This window comes from Nonomuraea montanisoli (assembly GCF_013363975.1).
Lineage (GTDB): Bacteria > Actinomycetota > Actinomycetes > Streptosporangiales > Streptosporangiaceae > Nonomuraea > Nonomuraea montanisoli.
This window is the reverse complement of the sequence record NZ_JABWGN010000005.1, coordinates 516,538-536,740: the sequence shown is the minus strand read 5'-3', so window position 1 is coordinate 536,740 and position 20,203 is coordinate 516,538. Positions and strand designations below refer to the sequence as shown.

Annotated in this window: 27 protein-coding genes and 1 tRNA gene; 12 read left to right on the top strand and 16 right to left on the bottom strand. The window is 71.2% G+C overall.

Features of this window, described 5'->3' with window-relative positions:
- The first annotated feature begins 52 nt into the window (after positions 1-52).
- Complete coding sequence (locus tag HTZ77_RS15195; protein WP_175590189.1) at positions 53-505, top strand: universal stress protein; 453 nt, start codon at positions 53-55, stop codon at positions 503-505.
- 48 nt (positions 506-553) lie between these two features.
- Here the strand turns inward: HTZ77_RS15195 and soxR are convergent, their stop codons facing one another.
- Both soxR and HTZ77_RS15185 read right to left on the bottom strand, forming a co-directional pair.
- Complete coding sequence (soxR, locus tag HTZ77_RS15190) at positions 554-1,048, bottom strand: redox-sensitive transcriptional activator SoxR (RefSeq protein ID WP_175590188.1); 495 nt, start codon at positions 1,046-1,048, stop codon at positions 554-556.
- A 7-nt stretch (positions 1,049-1,055) separates the two neighbouring features.
- A complete protein-coding gene (locus tag HTZ77_RS15185) occupies positions 1,056-1,496 on the bottom strand; it encodes an Lrp/AsnC family transcriptional regulator (RefSeq protein ID WP_175590187.1) in 441 nt (146 codons plus the stop codon).
- A gap of 65 nt (positions 1,497-1,561) precedes the next feature.
- Between HTZ77_RS15185 and HTZ77_RS15180 the strand changes: the two genes are divergently transcribed.
- Positions 1,562-2,470 carry an SMP-30/gluconolactonase/LRE family protein gene (locus HTZ77_RS15180; RefSeq protein ID WP_175590186.1) on the top strand — a complete coding sequence of 303 codons (909 nt, stop codon included), beginning with the start codon at positions 1,562-1,564 and terminating at the stop codon, positions 2,468-2,470.
- A 16-nt stretch (positions 2,471-2,486) separates the two neighbouring features.
- On the opposite strand, the gene HTZ77_RS15175 is transcribed toward HTZ77_RS15180, so the two are convergent.
- Together HTZ77_RS15175 and HTZ77_RS15170 are read right to left on the bottom strand one after the other, a co-directional pair.
- The gene (locus HTZ77_RS15175; protein ID WP_175590185.1) at positions 2,487-3,221 is read right to left on the bottom strand and encodes an ABC transporter permease; all 735 of its coding nucleotides are present in this window, start codon (positions 3,219-3,221) and stop codon (positions 2,487-2,489) included.
- Positions 3,218-4,123, bottom strand: coding sequence for an ABC transporter ATP-binding protein (locus tag HTZ77_RS15170; protein WP_175590184.1), 906 nt, complete (start codon positions 4,121-4,123; stop codon positions 3,218-3,220). Before HTZ77_RS15170 ends, HTZ77_RS15175 begins: the two co-directional genes overlap by 4 nt.
- Before the next feature lie 109 nt (positions 4,124-4,232).
- On the opposite strand from HTZ77_RS15170, the gene HTZ77_RS15165 reads away from it, so the two are divergent.
- From HTZ77_RS15165 to dnaN, 3 genes are all read left to right on the top strand, one after another.
- Positions 4,233-5,669, top strand: coding sequence for a sensor histidine kinase (locus tag HTZ77_RS15165; RefSeq protein ID WP_175590183.1), 1,437 nt, complete (start codon positions 4,233-4,235; stop codon positions 5,667-5,669).
- A complete protein-coding gene (locus tag HTZ77_RS15160) occupies positions 5,669-6,322 on the top strand; it encodes a response regulator (RefSeq protein WP_175590182.1) in 654 nt (217 codons plus the stop codon). Before HTZ77_RS15165 ends, HTZ77_RS15160 begins: the two co-directional genes overlap by 1 nt.
- Before the next feature lie 82 nt (positions 6,323-6,404).
- Positions 6,405-7,505 carry a DNA polymerase III subunit beta gene (gene dnaN / locus HTZ77_RS15155; protein WP_175590181.1) on the top strand — a complete coding sequence of 367 codons (1,101 nt, stop codon included), beginning with the start codon at positions 6,405-6,407 and terminating at the stop codon, positions 7,503-7,505.
- Between the two features lie 38 nt (positions 7,506-7,543).
- Here the strand turns inward: dnaN and HTZ77_RS15150 are convergent, their stop codons facing one another.
- Complete coding sequence (locus HTZ77_RS15150) at positions 7,544-8,008, bottom strand: MarR family winged helix-turn-helix transcriptional regulator (RefSeq protein WP_328808600.1); 465 nt, start codon at positions 8,006-8,008, stop codon at positions 7,544-7,546.
- Positions 8,009-8,064: 56 nt separating this feature from the next.
- On the opposite strand from HTZ77_RS15150, the gene HTZ77_RS15145 reads away from it, so the two are divergent.
- Together HTZ77_RS15145 and HTZ77_RS15140 are read left to right on the top strand one after the other, a co-directional pair.
- Positions 8,065-8,364, top strand: a complete 300-nt coding sequence (locus HTZ77_RS15145) for a hypothetical protein (RefSeq protein WP_175590180.1) — start codon at positions 8,065-8,067, stop codon at positions 8,362-8,364.
- A gap of 2 nt (positions 8,365-8,366) precedes the next feature.
- On the top strand, positions 8,367-9,209 hold the full coding sequence (locus HTZ77_RS15140) for an SDR family oxidoreductase (protein ID WP_235994673.1): 843 nt from the start codon (positions 8,367-8,369) through the stop codon (positions 9,207-9,209).
- 223 nt (positions 9,210-9,432) lie between these two features.
- Here HTZ77_RS15140 and HTZ77_RS15135 read toward each other — a convergent pair whose 3' ends face one another.
- From HTZ77_RS15135 to upp, 6 genes are all read right to left on the bottom strand, one after another.
- Positions 9,433-10,107 carry a FadR/GntR family transcriptional regulator gene (locus HTZ77_RS15135; protein WP_175590179.1) on the bottom strand — a complete coding sequence of 225 codons (675 nt, stop codon included), beginning with the start codon at positions 10,105-10,107 and terminating at the stop codon, positions 9,433-9,435.
- Between the two features lie 110 nt (positions 10,108-10,217).
- Positions 10,218-11,561, bottom strand: a complete 1,344-nt coding sequence (locus tag HTZ77_RS15130; protein WP_175590178.1) for a helix-turn-helix domain-containing protein — start codon at positions 11,559-11,561, stop codon at positions 10,218-10,220.
- 96 nt (positions 11,562-11,657) lie between these two features.
- Positions 11,658-12,188: a PH domain-containing protein gene (locus HTZ77_RS15125; RefSeq protein WP_175590177.1), complete on the bottom strand. Its 531-nt coding sequence runs from the start codon at positions 12,186-12,188 to the stop codon at positions 11,658-11,660.
- The gene (locus HTZ77_RS15120; RefSeq protein ID WP_175590176.1) at positions 12,185-12,343 is read right to left on the bottom strand and encodes a hypothetical protein; all 159 of its coding nucleotides are present in this window, start codon (positions 12,341-12,343) and stop codon (positions 12,185-12,187) included. The genes HTZ77_RS15125 and HTZ77_RS15120 overlap by 4 nt, the downstream gene beginning before the upstream one ends.
- A 93-nt stretch (positions 12,344-12,436) precedes the next feature.
- On the bottom strand, positions 12,437-12,682 hold the full coding sequence (locus HTZ77_RS15115) for a hypothetical protein (RefSeq protein WP_175590175.1): 246 nt from the start codon (positions 12,680-12,682) through the stop codon (positions 12,437-12,439).
- 177 nt (positions 12,683-12,859) lie between these two features.
- The gene (gene upp / locus HTZ77_RS15110) at positions 12,860-13,498 is read right to left on the bottom strand and encodes a uracil phosphoribosyltransferase (protein ID WP_175590174.1); all 639 of its coding nucleotides are present in this window, start codon (positions 13,496-13,498) and stop codon (positions 12,860-12,862) included.
- A 142-nt stretch (positions 13,499-13,640) separates the two neighbouring features.
- Between upp and HTZ77_RS15105 the strand changes: the two genes are divergently transcribed.
- From HTZ77_RS15105 to HTZ77_RS15090, 4 genes are all read left to right on the top strand, one after another.
- Positions 13,641-14,150 (top strand): tRNA adenosine deaminase-associated protein, encoded by a 510-nt coding sequence (locus HTZ77_RS15105; RefSeq protein ID WP_175590173.1) that lies wholly within the window; start codon positions 13,641-13,643, stop codon positions 14,148-14,150.
- A gap of 48 nt (positions 14,151-14,198) precedes the next feature.
- Positions 14,199-14,672 (top strand): tRNA adenosine deaminase-associated protein, encoded by a 474-nt coding sequence (locus tag HTZ77_RS15100; RefSeq protein ID WP_175590172.1) that lies wholly within the window; start codon positions 14,199-14,201, stop codon positions 14,670-14,672.
- 32 nt (positions 14,673-14,704) lie between these two features.
- A complete protein-coding gene (locus tag HTZ77_RS15095) occupies positions 14,705-15,142 on the top strand; it encodes a nucleoside deaminase (protein WP_175590291.1) in 438 nt (145 codons plus the stop codon).
- Positions 15,143-15,152: 10 nt separating this feature from the next.
- Positions 15,153-15,239, top strand: a tRNA-Ser gene (locus tag HTZ77_RS15090).
- Between the two features lie 50 nt (positions 15,240-15,289).
- Here the strand turns inward: HTZ77_RS15090 and HTZ77_RS15085 are convergent.
- A complete protein-coding gene (locus HTZ77_RS15085) occupies positions 15,290-15,586 on the bottom strand; it encodes a type II toxin-antitoxin system VapB family antitoxin (RefSeq protein WP_175590171.1) in 297 nt (98 codons plus the stop codon).
- A gap of 82 nt (positions 15,587-15,668) precedes the next feature.
- Entirely contained in the window at positions 15,669-16,505 is an 837-nt protein-coding gene (gene ypfJ / locus HTZ77_RS15080) for a KPN_02809 family neutral zinc metallopeptidase (RefSeq protein ID WP_175590170.1), read from the bottom strand.
- Between the two features lie 131 nt (positions 16,506-16,636).
- On the opposite strand from ypfJ, the gene HTZ77_RS15075 reads away from it, so the two are divergent.
- A complete protein-coding gene (locus HTZ77_RS15075) occupies positions 16,637-17,278 on the top strand; it encodes a LysE family translocator (protein ID WP_175590169.1) in 642 nt (213 codons plus the stop codon).
- Between the two features lie 65 nt (positions 17,279-17,343).
- Here HTZ77_RS15075 and HTZ77_RS15070 read toward each other — a convergent pair whose 3' ends face one another.
- From HTZ77_RS15070 to HTZ77_RS15060, 3 genes are all read right to left on the bottom strand, one after another.
- Positions 17,344-18,540: an MFS transporter gene (locus HTZ77_RS15070; RefSeq protein WP_175590168.1), complete on the bottom strand. Its 1,197-nt coding sequence runs from the start codon at positions 18,538-18,540 to the stop codon at positions 17,344-17,346.
- Positions 18,541-18,615: 75 nt separating this feature from the next.
- Positions 18,616-19,215, bottom strand: coding sequence for a TetR/AcrR family transcriptional regulator (locus HTZ77_RS15065; RefSeq protein ID WP_175590167.1), 600 nt, complete (start codon positions 19,213-19,215; stop codon positions 18,616-18,618).
- Between the two features lie 17 nt (positions 19,216-19,232).
- The gene (locus HTZ77_RS15060; RefSeq protein ID WP_175590166.1) at positions 19,233-20,174 is read right to left on the bottom strand and encodes a LysR family transcriptional regulator; all 942 of its coding nucleotides are present in this window, start codon (positions 20,172-20,174) and stop codon (positions 19,233-19,235) included.
- Positions 20,175-20,203 lie beyond the last annotated feature (29 nt).

The following is a 20,203-nucleotide window of genomic DNA, read 5'->3' as shown; positions in this document are numbered from 1 at the left end:
CGGCCGATCATCCCGGTGCTGCACCTGACGAGAGCAGTGAAGGGAGCAGGCCATGTCCATCCTCATCGCCTATGACGGCTCGGCCGACTCGCGCGCCGCGATCGAGTTCGCGGCCAAGCACCTGGCCGCCGAACCCGTGGTCGTCGTGACCGTCTGGGAGCCGCTCTTGGTGCAGCTCAGGAGGTATCCACTGGCCGACGCCGCGGTGATCAAGGACGGCGCGGACGAGTGGCGCGAGCTGGCCGAGGCGCACGCCAAGGAGGGGGCCGACCTGGCGCGGGCCTCCGGGATCGCCGAGGTGTCCCATCGGGCCGTGGCCGACCGGGAGTCGATCTGGAAGACGATCGTGGACGTGGCCGACGAGCTGGACGCCTCGCTGGTCGTCACCGGCTCGCGCGGCCTGTCGGAGGCACGGTCGGTGCTGCTGGGCAGCGTCTCCAACCACGTGCTGCACCACGCGCGCCGCCCGACGCTGATCGTCCCCCCGCAGCCGAAGACCCCGTAGCCGAAGATCCCGCAGCCGCAGACCTGGTAACCCCCCGGCCGACCAGGCTCAGGCGGTGCGGCAGCCTTCGGGGGCGCAGGGCCGGACGATGTGGGTGTCGATGCGCCTGGCCCCCGGCCCCTCGTCGCCCAGCCGGTCGTACTGGTTGGCCAGCGCGCACCGGTCGAGCGACAGGCAGCCGCAGCCGATGCAGTCGGTCAGGTCGTCGCGCAGCCGCTGGAGCTGCTCGATGCGGTCGTCGAGCTCCCCACGCCAGGCGGCCGAGAGCCGGGCCCAGTCGGTGCGCGTGGGGGTGCGCTCCTCGGGGAGCGTCTCCAGCGCCTCCCTGATGGTCTTCAGCGGGATGCCGATGCGCTGGGCCAGCCGGACGAAGGCGACCCGGCGCAGCGTGTCACGGGTGTAGCGGCGCTGGTTGCCCGCCGTCCGGCGGCTGCTGATGAGCCCTTTGGCCTCGTAGAAGTGCAGCGCCGACACGGCGACGCCGCTGCGCTCGGAGAGCTGCCCGACGGTCAGCTCCTTGGTGTTCCACGGGGCCCTGGTCATACCTGGACTATAGTTCAGGATCGCTCGGCCGCTCGAAGAAGGTCTCCAGCACCACGACGGTCTGCGTGCCGGTCACCCCCTCCACCTCGAACACCTGCCGCAGCACCCGCTGCAGGTCGCGGGTCGTCGCCGTGCGCACCTTGAGCAGGAGCGAGGCGGGACCGGCGATGACGTGCGCCTCCTCGACCGCCGGGATGCCCCGCAGCCGCTCGGCGGTGTCGCCCATCCACGTGCTGCCGTCCACGAGCACGTACGCCGTCACCGGCCGGCCGAGCTCGGCCGGGTCGACCTCGACGGTCGTGCGCCTGATGACGCCGCGCTCGCGCAGCTTGCGCACCCGCTCGTGCGCCGCCGCGCCGGACAGCCCCACGGCCTGGCCCAGGGAGGCGTACGAGCGGCCGGCGTCGTCCTGGAGCAGCCCGACCAGCTTCCTGTCAATCTCATCCACGACCAGATGATATCTGGAAATATCGCCATTTGACCAAATGGTGTCAGGTGCGATTGGCTCTCAGCATGATGGATGTGATTCCCACGCGGTTCGAGGTCCTGGACGAGCGGTTCGCCCGCGTCGCCGGCGACGACGTGGTCGAGCGGCTGTACACCGGCACCCGCTGGGCCGAGGGCCCCGTCTACTTCCCCGCCGGCCGCTTCCTGGTCTGGAGCGACATCCCGAACGACCGCATGCTGCGCTGGGACGAGTTCACCGGCGCCGTCGGCCCGTTCCGCACGCCCTCCGGCTACACCAACGGCAACACCCTCGACCGCGAGGGCCGGCTGATCTCCTGCGAGCAGGGCAACCGCCGCGTCACCCGCACCGAGCACGACGGGTCGATCACCGTCCTCGCCGACCGCTGGGAGGGCAGGCGCCTCAACAGCCCCAACGACGCGGTCGTCCGCTCCGACGGCTCGGTCTGGTTCACCGACCCGTCGTACGGGATCACCAGCGACTACGAAGGGGTGCGGGCCGAGCAGGAGATCGACGGCTGCCACGTCTACCGGATCGACCCGGTGACCGGCGAGGCGCGCATCGTGGCCGACGACTTCGAGCGGCCGAACGGGCTGGCGTTCTCCCTGGACGAGCGGCTGCTGTACGTGGCCGACACCCGGCGCCGCCACATCCGCGTCTTCGAGGTGACCGGGGACGGGACCCTGGAGAAGGGCCGGGTCTTCGCGGAGGGGGCGGCCGGCGAGGCGTACGACGGGATGCGGCTCGACGACACGGGCCGCGTGTGGGCGGCGGCGGGCAAGTCGGTGCACTGCTACGACCCCGACGGCACGCTGATCGGCAAGCTCCACCTGCCCGACTATGTCGCCAACCTGGTGTTCGGCGGGCTCAAGCGCAACCGGCTGTTCGTCGCCGCCTCCACCTCGCTCTACTCGATCATGCTGAACGTCACGGGCGCCCGCCCCGTCTGGGCCTGACGCCCGCCCATGGCGCTCACTCCCAGCGGAAGAGGCGCACGGCCAGCCCGCCGAAGACGACCAGCCCGGCCGCCATGACCACCAGGTGCAGCGGCTGCGGCCAGTCGCCCGCCCAGGTGGCGCGCATGGCCTGGGCGAACGGGCCGGCCACCGAGTAGTCGCTGAAGACGCGCAGCGCCCCCGGCATGAACTCGCGCGGGATCCACATGCCCGCCACGAACATCAGCGGGAACATCACCACCGACCCGATCCCGGAGGCGGCCTTCCCGGTCGGCGCCAGCGAGGCGATCACCAGCCCCATGGCCATCAGCGCGGCCGTGCCCAGCAGGAACACCAGCACGAACCCGACCGGCTGCCGCGGCATGGCCGTCCCCAGCACGAGCCGGCCGAGCACGACGACCAGCACGGTGGACACGGCGCCGACGGCCACGTTGATGACGAGCTGCCCCACGAGCATCCGGGAGGGATGGACGGGCGTGGTCGACATCCGCCGCAGCACGCCCCGTTCGCGGTACGTGGTCAGCACGGTCGGCAGCACCGTGAACGCCAGCGTGAGCATCGCCAGCAGCGTCATCATGGCCGGCAACTGGGTGTCGGTGACGCGCTGCCCGCTCAGCGCCGGGTCGGGCTTGCCCATGCCGGGGATGCTGCCCAGCACCAGCAGCAGCCCGACCGGCAACGCGATCGTGAACAGCATGACGGGCCACTCGCGCAGGTAGAGCTTGGTCTCGATGGCGAGGATCTTCCTCATGACAGGGTCCTTCCGGTGAGCGCGAGGAACGCGTCGTCGAGCGTGGCCTGCTCGACGCGCAGGTCGGTGGGCACGACGCGGTGCTCGGCGAGCGCGAGCGTGACGGCGGGCGCCAGGTCGCCGACGCCGGTGACCTCCAGGTGCTCGCCGCTGCCGGTGACCGAACGCACCTCGGGCAGCGCCAGCAGCAGCGCGTGGTCCACGGGCGCCGACGGCCTGAACCTGAGCCGCTGCTCGCCGCCCGCCTGCGCGACGAGCGCGGCCGGGGTGCCGGTGGCGACGACACGGCCCCGGTCGATGAGGGTGAGCCGGTCGCAGAGCCGTTCGGCCTCCTCCATGAAGTGGGTGACCAGCACGATCGTGACGCCCGAGTCGCGCACCTGCTCCACCAGCTCCCACGTGTCGCGGCGGGCCTGCGGGTCGAGACCGGTGGTCAGCTCGTCGAGCACCGCCACGCGCGGCCGGCCCACCAGGGCCAGGGCGACCGACAGCCGCTGGCGCTGGCCGCCGGACAGCCTGGCGAACGCGGTGTCGCGCTTCTCGTGCAGCCCGACCCGGCGCATCAGCTCCTCCCAGTCGGCGGGGTGCGGGTAGAAGGAGGCGTACAGGTCCAGGGCCTCCCAGACCTTGATCTTCTCCGGCAGCGCGGCGCTCTGGAGCTGCACCCCGAGCACGCGGCGCAGCTCGTCGCGGTCGTCGTGCGGGTCGAGCCCGGCCACCCGCACGGTGCCGGAGTCGGGCACGCGCAGGCCGGCGACGCACTCGACGGTGGTCGTCTTGCCGGCGCCGTTGGGTCCGAGGATGCCGAAGATCTCTCCCTCGGCCACCTCGAACGACACGTCCTCCACCGCCACGTGATGGGGGTAGCTCTTGCGGAGGTTCCTCACCTCGATCACCTTCATGGTCTCGACGGTAGGAATCGGGCGCTGCTCCGGGAATCGGGTTGGATACCCGGCAAAGGTGTACCTAGGTACAGTGCCGGTGACGTCGCCGTTCGCGCACACTGGTGGCATGCTCCGACGACTGACCGGGACGGCCCGGGTGGCCGCGCTGCTCGGGATGACCCTCGTCCAGGTCGGCATCCTGCTGTTCGCGCTGCCGGCGATGATCCTGACGTTCACCCTGGGGCTGGTCTTCCTCTATCCGCCGGCCGTGCGCCTGGTGCGGGGGGCCGCCGAGGAGGCCCGGAGCCGGGTCGGAGCGTGGTCCGGGATCCGGATCGCCTCGCCGTACCTGCCGGAACCGGCGCCGCCCCAGCCGATGGCGGACGGGCTGTACCGCTACGAGCGGACGCTGTACAGGTCGCCCCGCATCCCCGCCTGGAACGCGCGGTGGAAGTGGCTGAGCACCGACCCGGCGACCTGGCGCGACCTGCTGTGGCTGGTCCTCGACCCGCTGGTCAAGCTCGCCCTGCTGCCGGTGCTCCTCCTCACGCCCGCCAAGGGGCTGCGGGTGTACGGCCAGTGGTGCGTCCTGCTGCTGTCGGCCACCCGTACGAGCGTGCTGCGCGGCCAGCTCACCCACCTGCACCAGTCGCGCAGCATCGCCGCGGACTCCCAGGCGGCCGAGATGCGGCGCATCGAGCGCGACCTGCACGACGGCACCCAGGCCAGGCTCATCGCGATCGGCATGACCCTGGGCGCGGCCGAGGAGCTGATGGACGCGGACCCGGCCGCGGCGAGGACGCTGATGAGCAAGGCCCGCGACGCCTCCGCCGAGACGCTGACCGAGCTGCGCAGGCTCATCCGCGGCATCCACCCTCCGGTGCTGGCGGAGCGGGGGCTCGCCGACGCCGTACGCGCCCTCGCGATGGACACCGCGCTGCGGGTGGAGGTGCAGGTGGACCTGCCGCACCGGCCCGAACCCCCGGTGGAGGCCGCGGTCTACTTCGCGGTCAGCGAGCTGCTCGCCAACGCCGCCCGCCACGGGGACGCCCGCTCGGCGAGCGTGGACATCAGCTCCGACGGCCCGAGTCTGCGCATCACGGTCACGGACGACGGCCTGGGCGGCGCGGACCCGGAGGGCGGCAGCGGCCTGTGCGGCATCGAGCGGCGGCTGGCCGCCTTCGACGGCGTGATGGCGATCAACAGCCCGCCGGGCGGCCCGACGACCGTCATGATGGTGCTGCCCAAGGTGCTTCCGGAGCTCTGGTCGGGCAGCCTGCCCAGGCTGCCGCGGTGGAAGGCCGTCGTGGTCGCCCTCTGCTGGTCGCTGGCCTGGTGCCCGACGTTCCCGCAGGGGCTGGTCGCCGCCGTGTTCAAGACCTTCGAGATCCCCGAGAAGTCGTGGTTCCTCGCCCTGTACGTCCCCGAGCCCTTCCAGTGGCCGGTCATCCTCCTCATGCTCGCCCTGGGGCTCGGCATGTACGCGACCGCCATCGCGATCCCCGCCAAGCACAACCGCGACCGCTGGATGGCCGAGGCGCCGCGCCGGCTGGGGCTGGGCTGATGGGGAACCGCGTGCTGATCGCCGAGGACCTCTACCTGCTCAGGGACGGTCTGGTCCATTTGCTCCAGGCCCACGGGTTCTCGGTCGTGGCCGCCGTGGAGAGCGGTCCGGACCTGCTGAAGGGGCTGGTCGAGCTGCGGCCCGACGTGTCGGTCGTGGACGTGCGGCTGCCGCCCACGTTCACCGACGAGGGGCTCCAGGCGGCGCTGGAGGCCCGCCGGCGGGTGCCCGGCCTGCCGATCCTCGTGCTGTCGCAGCACGTCGAGCAGCTCTACGCCCGCGAACTGCTGGCCGACGGCTCCGGCGCGATCGGCTACCTGCTGAAGGACCGCGTGCTCAACGCCGGGCAGTTCGTGGACGCGGTGCGCCGGGTGGCGGAGGGCGGCACGGCCATGGACCCCGAGGTCATCGCCAAGCTGCTGGCCAGCAACGCCCGGCGCGAACCGCTGGCCGCGCTGACGCCGCGCGAGCGGCAGGTGCTGGAGGCCATGGCCGAGGGCCGTTCCAACGCCGCCATCGCGCAGCGGCTCTACCTGAGCGAGAGCGCGGTGGCCAAGCACACCGCGAGCATCTTCGCCAAGCTCGACCTGGCGCCGTCGGAGGACGACAACCGCAGGGTGCTGGCGGTGCTCGCCTACCTCAACAGCCGCTGACCTCGAAGGCGGCCGCCGGGTCGGATTGTCGGTCCGACCGGCTACCTTTCATAGGAGGCAGGCGAGCGAAAGGGTCGTTCACGTGAAAATCCGGGTCAACCGCGATGTTCTGGCAGATGCCGTGGCATGGGCTGCCCGGGTCCTCCCCAGCCGTCCCGTCATGCCCGTGCTCTCCGGCCTGTTGCTCGTGGCCGGCGAGGAGCTGAGCCTGTCCGCGTTCGACTACGACGTCTCCGCCCAGGCGCGGATCGACGCCGACGTGGCCGAGACCGGCGGCGTCCTGATCCCGGGCCGGCTGCTGGCCGAGATCAGCCGCAGCCTGCCCGGCGACGAGGTGCAGATCGTCACCGAAGGCCAGGAGGCGGTCCTGACCTGCGGCAGCGCCGAGTTCGGCCTGATCACGATGCCCGTCGAGGACTTCCCGACCATGCCCACGATGCCGCCGGCCGTCGGCGCCGTCGGCGGCGGCGTGTTCGCCTCGGCGGTCGGCCAGGTCGCGCCCGCCTCCAGCCGCGACGACACGCTGCCCATGCTCACCGGCATCCGGGTCGACATCGAGGGCGAGACGGTCACGATGGCCGCGACCGACCGCTACCGGATCGCGGCCCGCACGTTCGCCTGGCGGCCGGCGCGGCCCGACGTCGCCGTCTCGGCCATGGTGCCCGCGCGCGTGCTGGTCGAGGTGGCCAAGTCGCTGCGCGGCGGCGAGGTGCAGATCGCGATGGGCGACGGGGTGGCCGGCTTCGAGAGTGTCGGGCGCAGCACCACGGTGCGGCTGCTCGACGAGCAGTTCATCGACTACCGCACGCGGCTGACCTCCGACTGGTCGATCCGGGCCGACGTGCGGGTGGGGCCGTTCGTCGACGCCATCAAACGGGTCGCGCTGGTGGCCGAGCGCAACACCGCGATCCGGCTGTCGTTCACTCAGGGGCAGGTGACGCTCCGGGCGGGCGGCGGCGACATCGGCCGCGGCACCGAGGTGCTGGAGTGCGACCTCAGGGGCGACGACATCGAGATCGCGTTCCAGTCGCAGTTCCTGCTCGACGGCCTGACCGGCATCGAGACGGAGCTGGCCCGCATCAACATGGAGTCGCCGACGCGCCCCGCGCTGATCCAGGACGTCCCCGGCGACGCCGACGCGGCCTTCCGCTACCTCGTGATGTCCCTGCGCCTCGGCTCCTGAGCCCGCGCGTCACCGGTGGCCGTGCTGGTGAGGGCGCGTCACTCGGGCCGACGGGCCGACAGGCCGTCGGCCACCCGCTTGAAGACGCGCTTGAACTCCCCGTACGCCTCCTCGCCCACGGTCGCGGCCAGCTCGGCCTCGATCCCGGCCATGGCGGCGTCCGACTTGGCCATCTCGTCCAGGCCCTTGGCCGTGGGCACGATCAGCTTGGCCCGGCGGTCGGCCGGGTCGGGCTGCCGCTCGACGTAGCCGAGCGCCACCAGCTCGTCCACCAGCGTGCCGATGACCTGCTTGTGCTGGCCCGACTGGGCGGCCAGGTCGGTGGCCCGGCTGCCCTCCTCGTCGAGGTACGCGAGCACCGCGCCGTGCCGCGGCCGCAGCTCGGGGTGCCCCTGCCCGGTGACGGCTCCGAACAGCACCCGCTGCACCGCGAACAGTGTCCGCCCGGCCAGGATCCCGAGGTCCGGGTTCTCCCGCTTGCGCTGGCTCCTGCGCACGTCCACGCCTCCTGTTAGTCATCAATCTTGATAGTCACTGATTCTTACTATATAGTCTTCTCATGACCAGAACGGTGGAACTCACCCGGTTCCGCGTCTCTCCGGAGAACGCCGAGCGGCTGCTCGCCGCCCGCCCCGGAATGCTCGCGGACTTCCGCGCGGACCGCGCGGGCTTCCTCGGAGCGCGCCTGGTGCGCCTGCCCGGCGACGAGTGGCTCGACATCGTCGAGTGGCGTGCGCCCGAGGACCGCGCCGCCTCGGCCGCCAAGGGCGGCAACCTGCCCGGCATCCGGGGCTTCTTCGAGCTGATCGACGAGCTGGTGTCCGCGGAAGACGGCACCACGGAAGAGAACGAGGGCTGACCATGACCATCCTCATCACCGGAGCCACCGGCACCGTCTCCAGCGCCGTGCTCGACGCGCTGCCCGGCAAGGACGGCGTGCGGGTGCTGGTGCGCGACCCCGCCAAGGCCCCCACCGGGTACGAGGTGGCCGTCGGCGACCTCGACGACCCCGCGACGCTCACCGACGCCTTCGACGGCGTGGAGACGCTGTGGCTGCTCACCGCGATGGGGCCGCAGGCCCCCCACGCCAGCATGAACGCGGTCTGGGCGGCCCGCCAGGCGGGCGTGCGGCACGTGGTGCGCATGTCGGCGATCGGCGCCGCGCACGACGCGCCCACCCGCAACGGCCGCCTGCACGCCCTGTCCGACACCGAGCTCCAGGCGTCCGGCCTCGGCTGGACCGTCATCCGCCCGGCCTTCTTCATGCAGAACCTGTTCGGCTCGGTCTCCGGCGACACGTTGTACGGCGGCACCGGGCAGGGCCGGCTGGGCCTCATCGACGTACGGGACATCGGCGAGTTCGCCGCCACCGTCCTCACCGACCCCCGACCGCACACAGGCAAGGTCTACACCCTGACCGGCCCGGCCAGCATCTCGCTGGGCGAGGCGGCCGAGCAGCTCGCCGAGGTGTACGGCCGGTCGATCGCCTACCACTCCCTGGAGCCGGAACAGGCCTACGCCGGCATGAAGGAGGCGGGCGTGCCCGAGTGGATCGCCGCGGTCACCGCGGAGTACCTGCGCGCCTACGCGAAGGGCTGGGGCGACTACACGACGAAGGACTACGCGTCGGTGACGGGCAAGCAGCCCACACCGTTCGCGGACTTCGCCCGAGCCCACGCGAACCAGCTCCTCGGCCAGGCATGAGGGAAGCCACGGTCAACAAGACGCACGTAACGGCGCCCGGCCCCGTGCGGGCTCAGCGGCCGTGTCCCTGGAGGCCCTCAGCCCCGTACGGCGACTGGCGCCTGCCGGGCGGAGCCGTAACAGAGCAAAAGATTGCGACAGAAGAAGATCGGGGCTCAGCGGCCGTGTCCCTGGAGGCCCTCAGCCCCGTACGGCGACCCGGGCGGAGCCGTAACAGAAAGAACTACGCATCGGTCAGAGCGATCAAGATGTGCTCCATGCAGGCATGGCTGGCGCGCTCGGCGGCGGTGGCGTCGCCCGCCGCGATGGCGCGGGCGATCGCGTCGTGCGGGATGTAGCTCTTGTTGAGCGACGTGCCCGCGGCCGTGATGCTGGCCCGCAGCGCGGCCGAGAAGTCCTCGAACAGGTCGATCAGCACGAGATTGTGCGTGGCGTGCGCCACGGCCATGTGGAAGGCCAGGTCGGCCTCCACGAAGAAGTCGGGGTCGTCGAGCTCCCAGGCGCGCTCGCGCTCGGCGAGCGCCGCCTCGATGCGCAGGATGTCCTCGTCGGTGCGCCGGGTGGCGGCCAGCCGGGCCGACTCCACCTCCAGGGCGCGCCGTACCTCCAGGATCTCCAGCTGCTCCGCCTGCCGCAGGCGGCGGAGCATGGCACCGGAGAGCTCGCTCGTCGCGCGGACGTAGGTGCCGTCGCCCTGACGGCACTCCAGCAGCCCCGCGTGAGTCAGCGCGCGTACGGCCTCGCGAACGGTGTTGCGCCCCACCCCGAGCTGCTCGGCGAGCACCGTCTCCGTCGGGATCTTGCCGTTCATCTGCCACGACCCTGATGTGATCTGCTCCTTGAGCTGATCGATCACCTGGTCCACGAGCGAAGCTCGCTGCGCCGTACGCAGACTCACGGTCCGCCTCCTCCGGGGAAACCAATCATCCTATGAGTCAATGACTGGTAGACCCTAATTATTCCAGACCGAAGAACACAAATCTGGAACTCCCAGGAGGAGTTTTCCGATCAACCGGAGACCGCGGCGTTAACCGGCAGGCCCGCCAGCGCGGAATGGACCCCAGCGGCTTCCAGCGCCTTACGATACGCGGCCGTCTGCTGCGCCCTGCCCCCGGCCCGGCCGTACAGGTCGCCGAGCTCGCGCCAGCAGCGGGCCGCCTGGCGGTCGGTGCCGAACATCGGCCGGCCCAGCGCCCGCAGCAGCTCCCCCGCCCCGGCCAGGTGCGCCGACGCGTCGGCGCCCAGGTCGAGCGTCACGGTCGCGAGCACCAGCCGGGCCTCGGCCGCGGTGGTGCGCGACGCGCCGGCCGCCGTCTCCAGGACCGCGGTCGCCAGCTCGCCCGCCCGCGCCGGGTCGCCGGCACGCAGCCGGACCCGCGCGTGCGTGATCAGCGCCTCACCGCGCTCCCCGCCGGTGCCGGGAGCCGAGGTGAACGTCCTGGCCGCCGCCTCCACCAGCCGCTCGGCCTCGGCGACAGGCGTCGTCGCGAGCCGTGCCCAGTGCACGGCGACCCGCGCGAGCTGCAGCGCGATCCGCGCCGGGCGGCCCGCCGTGATGGCGTCGTCGGCCAGCCGGACGGCCAGCGCCGAGTCGTCGCCCGCCGCGGCGGCGACGCTCGCCTGCCACAGGGCGTGAATCTCTCCGGAACGGTCCACAACGCCAGGAACGTCGTTGACGTCGAGCACCTGCCGCACGTACGCGAGCTCGGTGGAGTCGCTCTCCATCTCCTCGCGCGCCTCGACGATCGCCGCGGCCAGGTCGACGGCGATCTCACCCTGCGTGAGCGACAGCCGCTGGGCCTGCTCCAGCGCGTGGGCGGCGAGGTCGCGGGCGCGCAGCCGGTCGCCGGCGTGCTGGTAGCAGCGGCTCAGCGCCACGGCGAGCGGCAGGTCGGCCAGCCGCTCCGGGTGTGCCGACGCCTCCCTGCGCAGCCGCTCGAACGCCTCGACGGCCTGACCCAGGCGACCCTGCGCCTCCAGCGCGCGCGCCCGGCCGAAGCGGGCGTGCGCCGTGAGCATGGCGTTCTCCTCGTCGGCGGCCTTCACGATCTCCGTGAAGCGCTCGGCCGCGAGGACCGGGTCGCCGTGGCGCAGCTCCAGCTCGGCGTGGCGCAGCCCCAGCTCGGTGTCGATCCGCTGGCGCGGCTCGATGCCGTGCAGGAGGAACTCGGTGGTGCAGCCCAGCCGCTCCGCCAGGAGCCGGGCGACCACCGGAGTCGGAGTTCGCTTACCCGACTCGATGAGCGAGACATAACTGTCAGACAGGTCGGGCCCGGCCAGCTGGGCCTGGGACATCCGCCTGTTCAGCCGCAGTCCGCGGACGCGGTCACCGATGGTTCCCTGACTCGGCATCTCATCTCTCAAGGCGGGGAAGGGTCAACAACACGCAATGATTGCATGAAGTGGCCGAATCTGGTATCCCCAGGTGAAGAATTCCCCTACGGGGGATTAATCGTCGCCGCTGTCCTTGCTGGGGAAAAGCATCTGACAGACCTCGAGGTACAGGGTCTCGGGGTAGGGAATGTACTGCACGGTCGAGAGTGCCTGGTCCTGACCGGCCGATTCCAGGATGAACTCACCGTAGCCGAGCATGCGCCCAAGGAGAGATCGCTTGAAACTCATGTCGGTGACCTTGGACAGCGGCATCATCGCGACCTTGCGGGTGATCAGTCCCGTGGTGGACAACATCCGCTTAGAAGTCACCACAAAGTAATCGACCGACCACTCCGCGACTTTCCATACGAAACGGATCAACAGCAACAGCCACAGCCACCAGACGACCACGAGGGCCGTGCCGCCTCCGGAGTCGCCGAAGAACTTGCTGAGCAGTCCGGCGATGATCAGGCCGCCGAAGACCTCGGCGACCGGACGGAGCAGCACGGCCGGGTGGCGCCGCACCATGATGACCTGTTGTTCGTCGGGGAGCAGGTAACGGTTGACCGACGACGGGGCGGAGTCCCCGTGGGTCACAAGTCTCATGTCAGGTTGTTCACGAATTGCGCCAGAGAGTCGGCCGCGTTGAACACCGAGTCGAACGTGCCTTTGACTGCGGTCGCCGCGTCGTTCGGCCGTGCCAACAGGTAGTACGCCGCAAAACCGAGCCCGCCCCATGAGAGGACTTTTTTGACCTGCACCGTGGCCTCCGTACCCTTACCTGCACCCGCCGTCTACATTACCCACCCGGCAGCCCGGGTAAAGGTCTGTTCACGGCTTAGTTGAGATCTTGCCTAGCCTCGCTCGCTCGCCACGAGCGCGAGGACGTGAAGGTGCTTGCGCGCGATCCGCTCGACGAGGCTCGGATGCGCGTAGCCGGTGACTTCCAGCGCGCCGTAGTGCGCCGCCTCGACGCAGCGCGTTACGGTGGTCGCCGAGTGAACGCCGGCGAATTCGTCACGCAGCGTGGTCTCGACGTCCGCGTACGGAGTCGGGACGTCCGCGTACGGACTCGGATCCGCCTCGGTGTGCTCGCTCACGAGAACACCCCGGCTGCCGCCAGCTCGTTCATCTCGCGCCCCCTCGCGCCCATGCGGAAGTTGCCTTCCCCTCGCTACGTACCCATGCAACCACAGTATGTAACGAGTGAACCACTCGGCGTGACGGAAAGGTGATTTCTCAGGCGACCCATCTCGCCGAGCAGGGGGGCGGAGGGGTCAGACGACGCCGTACAGCCGGTCGCCCGCGTCGCCCAGGCCGGGGACGATGTAGCCGTTCTCGTTGAGCCGCTCGTCCAGCGCCGCGGTGACCACCCGGATCGGCTTGCCCGAGCCGGCGAAGAACTCGTCCATGTGCGCCAGGCCCTCCGGCGCCGCGAGGAGGCAGATCGCCGTGACGTCGTCGGCGCCCCGGTCGAAGAGGAACTGCACGGCCGCCGCCAGCGTGCCGCCGGTGGCCAGCATCGGGTCCACCACGTAGCACTGCCGGCCGGACAGGTCGTCGGGCAGCCGCGTGGCGTACGTCTCGGCCTGCAGGGTCGACTCGTTGCGGATCATGCCGAGGAAGCCCACCTCGGCCGTCGGCAGCAGCCGGGTCATGCCGTCGAGCATGCCGAGCCCGGCCCGCAGGATCGGCACCACCAGCGGGTACGGCCGCGCCATCCGCACGCCGTGGGCCTCGGCCACAGGGGTCTGCACGGTCACGTCGGCGACGCGGACGTCGCGGGTCGCCTCGTACGCCAGCAGCGTCACCAACTCGTCCGCGAGCCTCCGGAACGTGGGCGAATCGGTGCGGACATCGCGCAGCGTGGTGAGCTTGTGGGCCACGAGCGGATGGTCGACGACGAGGGTTTCCATAAGGGATAACGCTATCTTGTGTGGGACGTACCGGCACGTCGTGCCCCGGTTTTGATCACAATTTGGTCCGACCGGCACACGGGGACCGGTGCTCTCTGGAACCATTGGGAGCCCGTAGGGGCCACATCGGGTGGGGTGGACGATGACAGACGAGGACGCGTTCGACTTCGCCATCGTGGTCTATCGCGAGGACGAATGCTGGGACGCCGAGATGCTGCCGGTGGCGCTCACGTCGGACCTGCACGGGCTGATCAAGGCCCTGCGCCAGCAGCCGAGCGAGAGCGGGACCATCGGCCTGGTCGCGGTGGGTGACGAGTTCTTCGTGGCGCTGCGCGTCGTCGGGGAGCGCGTCGACGTGTTCCTCTCCGACATCGCCGCCTCCTGGGACTTCCCGCTGGCCCAGCAGGTGCTCGAATACCTCGACGTGCCCGTCCCCGACGAGGACGAGCTGGAGGAGATCCTCCAGGACGAGGAGGTCGCGCTCCCCGCGGGAGACCTGTCGATCTTCGCCGATCTGGGTCTGGACGAGATGGAGCTGGGCATCCTGTCGGGTGACATAGACCTTCTGCCCGAGGACGTGCTGTCCAGCATCGCCGCGCGGCTCGGCTTCTCCGAGCCGTTCGAGCGCGCCATCGAGTCGGTCTTCGGCTGAGCCCGAGACCTTGCACGCCCGGAGCCTGGACACCTGGAGCTTGGAGACATGCCCAACACGTTCGCCGCGGCTTTCGTCAGGACCCCGGACGGCTGGAGCGGGGCCGAGGTCGACCTGAGCGGGGCCGAGATCGTCGACGACCTCGGCGACGCGGTGACCGAGGCGCTCGGCCTGTCCGGTGACGAGCTGGCGCTGCTGTGCGTCGAGGCCGAGGACGAGTGGTTCGCCATCGTGCGTTACGTCGACGACGAGGAGCCCCGCGTCTTCCTCTCCGACGCCCACGCGATCGCGCCGGGCAGCATCGGCGAGCTGTTCGCCGAGTTCGCGGGCGTGAGCGCCGACAAGGAGGGCAACGCGCTCGGCGTCCGCCCGGCGGGCGACCTCGACCTGCTGAACGACCTCGGTCTCAGCTCGGAGGAACTGCTGGAGCTGAGCATGGAGGAGGGCGTGCTGCCGGCCGACGTCCTGTCCGTGATCGCCGAGCGGCTGTCGTTCGCCGACGAGCTCGACCGGTTGCGGTGACGTCGGCGCACGCCTCCCCCTACGACGAGGCGATGCGGCCGGCGCTGGCCGAGGCCGTGGCCGCGGGAGAGCGCGGCGAGGTGCCCGTCGGGGCGGTCGTGCTCGACGAGGCCGGTGAGGTGCTGGCGGCGGCGGGCAACGACCGCGAGTCCGCGGCCGACCCGACCGGGCACGCGGAGGTGCTCGCGTTGCGAGCGGCCGCGCGCGCCCGGGGCTCGTGGCGGCTGGACGGCTGCACGCTCGTGGTGACCCTGGAGCCCTGCACGATGTGCGCGGGCGCCGCGGTGCTGGCCCGGGTGGACCGGATCGTGTACGGCGCGGTCGACGAGAAGGGCGGCGCCGTGGGCTCGCTGTGGGACGTCGTCAGGGACCGCCGGCTCAACCATCGGCCGGAGGTCGTCATGGGCGTGATGGCCGAAGAATGCGCCGCCGTCCTCACGACGTTCTTCGCCACTCGCCGGATCCGGTAAGCTCGTCGGCGGTGGTGTCGCCTAGTGGCCGAGGGCGCACGCCTCGAAAGCGTGTGATGGGGCAACTCATCCGTGGGTTCAAATCCCACCACCACCGCCGCTGAAGGGCCTCCGACCTGGACTGACAGGGCGGAGGCCCTTCGCATGTCAGGCGGGCAGGTCCAGCACTCTGGCGTGCAGGATGGAGCGCTGGTGCAGGGCGGCCCGCAGCGCCCGGTGCAGACCGTCCTCCAGGTAGAGCTCGCCCCGCCACTGCACCACGTGCGGGAAGAGGTCGCCGTAGAAGGTGGAGTCCGCGGCGAGCAGCGAGTGCAGGTCCAGCATCGCCTTCGTGGTGATCAGCGAGTCGAGCCGGACCTGGCGCGGCGGGATCTGAGCCCACTCTCGGGTGGTCAGACCGTGTTCGGGATAGGGCCGTCCATCGCCGACCAGCTTGAAGATCACCCCATAGAGTTTAGGAGAGATTCAGCCTCGATGTGCTGTTCGCGAGAATTCCCGGGGCCGGTGATGGGCCTGTTCGGCCCCGTCACCTGGTCGCGCACGCCGACGGCTTGCCGGATCCGTACCCCTGCTTGAAGGCGTTCACCCGCTGCTCGGACGAGCCGTGCGTGAACGAGTCGGGATCGACCCGCCCCTGGGTGCGCTGCTGGATGCGATCGTCGCCCACGGCCGCCGCCGCGTCCAGCGCCTCGGCGATGTCGGTGTCGGTGAAGGGCTTGTCGTAGAAGCCGGTGTCGATGGCGTTCTTGGCCCACACGCCCGCGTAGCAGTCGGCCTGGAGCTCCGTGGCCACCGAGCCGCCGCCCTCCAGCGCGCCGGTGAGGTTCTCGACGTGGTGCCCGTACTCGTGGGCGATCACGTACGCCTGGGCGAACGGGCCGCCCTTGGCGCCGAACCGGCTGTGCAGGTCGTCGAAGAAGCTCAGGTCGAGGTAGACGCGCTGGTCGCCGGGGCAGTAGAACGGGCCGACCGAGGAGTCGGCCGCGCCGCAGGCCGTGCGGACGCCGCCCGAGTACAGGATGGTCTTGGCGGGCCGGTATCCCGAGACCTCGCCCTTCCAGTAGTCCTGGATGCTGTTGACCACGCCGATCACCCGGCACTTCTCCGACTGGTCGGCGTCCTTGCCGGTCTTGCACTCCTGCGACAGGTCGGAGGCCGGCTGCCGCCGGGCGGCGGGCTGGTCGCCGCCGCCCCCGCCGGCGTTGTTCAGCAGGAACACCACGACCATGACGATCAGGGTGACGATGCCGCCGCCTCCCAGGACCATGCCGCCGGGGAAGCCGCCCCCGCCGCCCCCGCCGCCGCTGCCGCCGACGTCCTCCACCTGGGAGGAGTCGAGGTTGACGTCGTCTCGGAAGTCCATCGCCAACGTCCCTTCTCGTGTGCCCGCATCCCAGCTTCCCGAAAGAGCGCCGGAGATTCCATGGCGGCGAGGATGAGCCGGTCAGGGTGGGGTCCCTGAAGATTTTCGGTTATGTCCGATATTCTTCGGCAATGACCGCTGGCTTGATCGGGATCGCGCTCGTTTCCCTCGGCATGGTTCTCACGCCCGGGCCGAACATGATCTACCTCGTGTCCCGCTCCATCACCCAGGGCCGGCGGGCGGGGCTGATCTCGCTCACCGGCGTCGCGCTGGGCTTCACCATCTACCTGGCCGCCACCTGCCTGGGCCTGACCGCGATCTTCGCGTACGTGCCCGCCGCGTACACCGCGCTCAAGCTGGCCGGGGCCGCGTACCTGCTGTGGCTGGCCTGGAACGCCGTCAAGCCCGGCGGCACCTCCGCCTTCGAGCCGCGCGAGCTGTCCGTGGAACCGCCGCGCAAGCTGTTCGCCATGGGCCTGTTCACCTGCCTGCTCAACCCCAAGATCGCCATCCTGTACCTGTCGCTGCTGCCGCAGTTCATCGACCAGCAGATGGGGCACGTGCTGGTCCAGAGTCTGGCGCTCGGCTCGGTCCAGATCGCCATCGGCACGCTGGTCAACGGGATCATCGCGATCAGCGCCGGCAGCCTGGCCGCCTTCCTGGCCCGCCGTCCTGTGTGGCTGCGCGTGCAGCGGTACTTCATGGGCGCCGTCCTCGGCGGCATCGCCATCCGCCTGGCCACCGACCGTTCCAAGGCCCTGCTGGCGGCCTGACGCCCGGGCGGCCCCGGCGCCAGGCTCGGCGGGACGAGCGGTGCGGACCGACGGGGTGAGCGGTGTCAGGCCGGGGGGACGGATGCCTTCGCCGTGCCGGGCTCGGTCGCGGCGGCCCGGCTCCGGCCGCGTTCCGGAAGCAGCGTGAGCAGCCCCAGTACGGCCAGCGCCGCGCCGAGCCACAGCGGCGCCCGCAGTCCGTACGCGTCGATGGCCAGCCCGCCGCCCGACGAGCCCACCATCACGCCCAGCGTGATGAACGACGAGTGGACCGTGTTCACGAGCGGGCCCGCGTTGCCGGCGCGCTGGACGCGGGTGACCATGGCCGGGTTCATGGTGACGCCGACCAGGCCGACGCCCAGCATGAACGCCACCGCCGCCACGTTCACGTGGGCCAGTAGCGCGAAGCCCGCCAGGAACGCCGCGTTCAGGGCCAGGCCGCCCACCAGCACCGCGATCGTGTGCCGGTCGGCGAGGCGGCCCACGACGTGGTTGCCGGCGACCGTCGCGGCGCCGTAGGCGACCAGCAGGTACGGGACGGTCCCGGTCGCGAACCCGGCCAGGCCGGTGAGGATCGGATTGAGGTAGCTGAACGCGGAGAACGTCGCACCGATGATCAGCGTGCTGGTGAGGAACGCCGGCAGCAGGCGTCCACCGCGGAACACGGCGAGCTGTCCGCGCAGGCCCCCTCCCTCGGCGCCGTCGCCGTCGGCGCGTCCGACGGGCGGGACGCCCCAGAGGGTGGCCGGCGCGGCGACCAGGGTGAGCACGCCGACCGCCCAGAAGGCCGCCCGCCAGCCGAACCGCTCGCCGATCATCGTGGACAACGGCAGGCCGAGCAGGGTGCCGACCATCAGCCCGTTCATCACCACGGCGATGGCCCGGCCGCGCACCTCGGGCCGGGCGAGCCGCACCGCCAGCGAGACCGTCACGCCGAAGAACGCCTGGGAGGCGACGCCGGTGATGATCCGCGCCGTCATCATGACCGGGTAGGACGGGGCCGCGGCCGCGAGCACGTTGCCGGCCAGGAAGACGGCGAACAGCGTCATCAGGGCGTCCCGTGGGCGCAGCCGCGACAGGGCCACGGTCATGAACGGACCGCCGAGGGCCATGGCCGCCGCGAAGGCGGTGATGAGGTATCCGATCTGCGGAACGGTGGCGCCGAGCCCGCGGGCCATCTGGGGCATCAGCCCGGCGACGGCGAACTCGCTGGTGACCATGGCGAAGATGCCGAAGGCCAGGACGTACACGGATCTGGGCAAGCGATGCTCCTCAAGTTTTGCACCGATCGATGCAGAATGCGGGCACGGTCGTGGCCCCGGCGGGAGGGCCGGGGTTCAGGAGGCGGTGAGGGCGTCCAGCGCCGTCTCGGCGATGGACGTCAGCGTGGCGCGGTCGGCCCCGCCCTGGGCGGCGACGCGGATGCCGGCCGTCACGGCGTTGAGATAGCGGGCCAGCGAGGCCGCGTCGCGCGACGAGCGGACGTCGCCGTCGCGGCGCCCCTCCTCGACGGCCGCGCGCAGCGTCTCCAGGCGGCGCGCCGCGTCCTGTTCGAGCAGCAGGGCTATCTCGGGGTCGCGCCCGCCGAACTCCACGGTCGTGTTCACGCCCAGGCATCCGATGCTGGGCGCGTCGCCCCGGGACGTGAACTCGTCGTCGATGATGCGGGCGAACAGCGCCCGGATCCGCTCGACGGCGGGCCGGTCGCCGTCCTCCAGGATCGCCGTCTGGGCGGCCGTCGTGGACTCGGTGTAGCGGATCAGCGCCCGCCGGAACAGCTCGTGCTTGCTGGTGAACGCGTTGTAGACGCTGCTGCGGTCGAGGCCGGTGGCCTCGCACAGGTCACGCGTGGAGGTGCCCTCGTAGCCGTGCAGCCAGAAGGCCCGCATCGCCTGGTCGAGCACCCGGTCCTCGTCGAAGGTCCGCGGTCGTGCCATGGAGGCCACGCTAGCGGTTATGCATCACTTGATGCAAAACCCTGGTCGCGTTCGGGCAGCCAGTCGCGGACGGGGTCGTACTCCAGCCACCGATTGCGCTCGGCCTCGGCCGCGAACGCGCTGACCAGGGCGTCCAGCATCGGATGACCTCCGTCGCCGCGCCACAGCAGTGACCAGGCGTACAGGGGCGTGGGGTCGACCAGGGGGATCGAACGGATCGCCGGGCGCGCCGGGAGCGGCACGTCCGCGGGCAGCAGGCCGAAGCGGCGCGGATCGGCGGCCAGGTCGGCCAGGAAGTGGTCCAGGCCCAGATTCGTGCCCTCGGCGCGGTCACGGATGCCGAAGGACTCCGCGAACCGGTGCAGGAAGTCCAGCCGGTGCAGCGGCCCCGGAGCCCACAGCACGCTGTCGCGCAACCGTGACGGCCGGATCGCCGGCATGTGCGCCAGCGGGTGGTCCGCGCTGAGGACCACGTCCACCGGCTCCAGCCGTACCAGGCGATGCGTCAGCCCGGGGTGCAGCGGCTCGTGGACGCGGCCGAAGGCGGCGTCGATGTCGCCGTGGACGAGCGCGGCGATCACCGAGGGCAGGTCACGGCCGTGCCCGAGCTCCAGCCGCGGTCCGGGGGCCGTCACCTGCGCCAGCGTGCGCATGGGCGCGTACAGGTGGCCCCACACGTCGATCCGCAGCGGACGGCGCGCGTCCGTGACCGCCGCCACCGCCATGTCCGCGGCGGCCAGCGCCTGCCGCGCGGGCTCCAGGAAACGCCGCCCTGCCTCGGTGAGCCGCACCCCCTGGCCGCCGCGGTCGAGCAGGCGCCTGCCCAGCGTGGACTCCAGGCGGGCGATCCGCTTGGACAGCGCCTGCTGGGAGATCGACAGTTCCTCGGCCGCACGGCCGAAGTGCAGCTCTTCGGCCGCCAGCACGAACGCGCGCACCTGCGCCAGGTCCAGGTCCACGCCCGTCACCTTAGGCGACCCGCCCGCGG

What these genes read in the sequence shown, in the direction of transcription:
- HTZ77_RS15195 (WP_175590189.1), top strand. Translation starts at nt 53, where the DNA reads ATGTCCATCCTCATCGCCTATGACGGCTCGGCCGACTCGCGCGCCGCG.
- soxR (WP_175590188.1), bottom strand. Translation starts at nt 1,048, where the DNA reads ATGACCAGGGCCCCGTGGAACACCAAGGAGCTGACCGTCGGGCAGCTC.
- HTZ77_RS15180 (WP_175590186.1), top strand. Translation starts at nt 1,562, where the DNA reads ATGATGGATGTGATTCCCACGCGGTTCGAGGTCCTGGACGAGCGGTTC.
- HTZ77_RS15175 (WP_175590185.1), bottom strand. Translation starts at nt 3,221, where the DNA reads ATGAGGAAGATCCTCGCCATCGAGACCAAGCTCTACCTGCGCGAGTGG.
- HTZ77_RS15170 (WP_175590184.1), bottom strand. Translation starts at nt 4,123, where the DNA reads ATGAAGGTGATCGAGGTGAGGAACCTCCGCAAGAGCTACCCCCATCAC.
- HTZ77_RS15165 (WP_175590183.1), top strand. Translation starts at nt 4,233, where the DNA reads ATGCTCCGACGACTGACCGGGACGGCCCGGGTGGCCGCGCTGCTCGGG.
- HTZ77_RS15160 (WP_175590182.1), top strand. Translation starts at nt 5,669, where the DNA reads ATGGGGAACCGCGTGCTGATCGCCGAGGACCTCTACCTGCTCAGGGAC.
- HTZ77_RS15145 (WP_175590180.1), top strand. Translation starts at nt 8,065, where the DNA reads ATGACCAGAACGGTGGAACTCACCCGGTTCCGCGTCTCTCCGGAGAAC.
- HTZ77_RS15140 (WP_235994673.1), top strand. Translation starts at nt 8,367, where the DNA reads ATGACCATCCTCATCACCGGAGCCACCGGCACCGTCTCCAGCGCCGTG.
- HTZ77_RS15130 (WP_175590178.1), bottom strand. Translation starts at nt 11,561, where the DNA reads ATGCCGAGTCAGGGAACCATCGGTGACCGCGTCCGCGGACTGCGGCTG.
- HTZ77_RS15125 (WP_175590177.1), bottom strand. Translation starts at nt 12,188, where the DNA reads ATGAGACTTGTGACCCACGGGGACTCCGCCCCGTCGTCGGTCAACCGT.
- upp (WP_175590174.1), bottom strand. Translation starts at nt 13,498, where the DNA reads ATGGAAACCCTCGTCGTCGACCATCCGCTCGTGGCCCACAAGCTCACC.
- HTZ77_RS15105 (WP_175590173.1), top strand. Translation starts at nt 13,641, where the DNA reads ATGACAGACGAGGACGCGTTCGACTTCGCCATCGTGGTCTATCGCGAG.
- HTZ77_RS15100 (WP_175590172.1), top strand. Translation starts at nt 14,199, where the DNA reads ATGCCCAACACGTTCGCCGCGGCTTTCGTCAGGACCCCGGACGGCTGG.
- HTZ77_RS15095 (WP_175590291.1), top strand. Translation starts at nt 14,705, where the DNA reads ATGCGGCCGGCGCTGGCCGAGGCCGTGGCCGCGGGAGAGCGCGGCGAG.
- ypfJ (WP_175590170.1), bottom strand. Translation starts at nt 16,505, where the DNA reads ATGGACTTCCGAGACGACGTCAACCTCGACTCCTCCCAGGTGGAGGAC.
- HTZ77_RS15075 (WP_175590169.1), top strand. Translation starts at nt 16,637, where the DNA reads ATGACCGCTGGCTTGATCGGGATCGCGCTCGTTTCCCTCGGCATGGTT.
- HTZ77_RS15065 (WP_175590167.1), bottom strand. Translation starts at nt 19,215, where the DNA reads ATGGCACGACCGCGGACCTTCGACGAGGACCGGGTGCTCGACCAGGCG.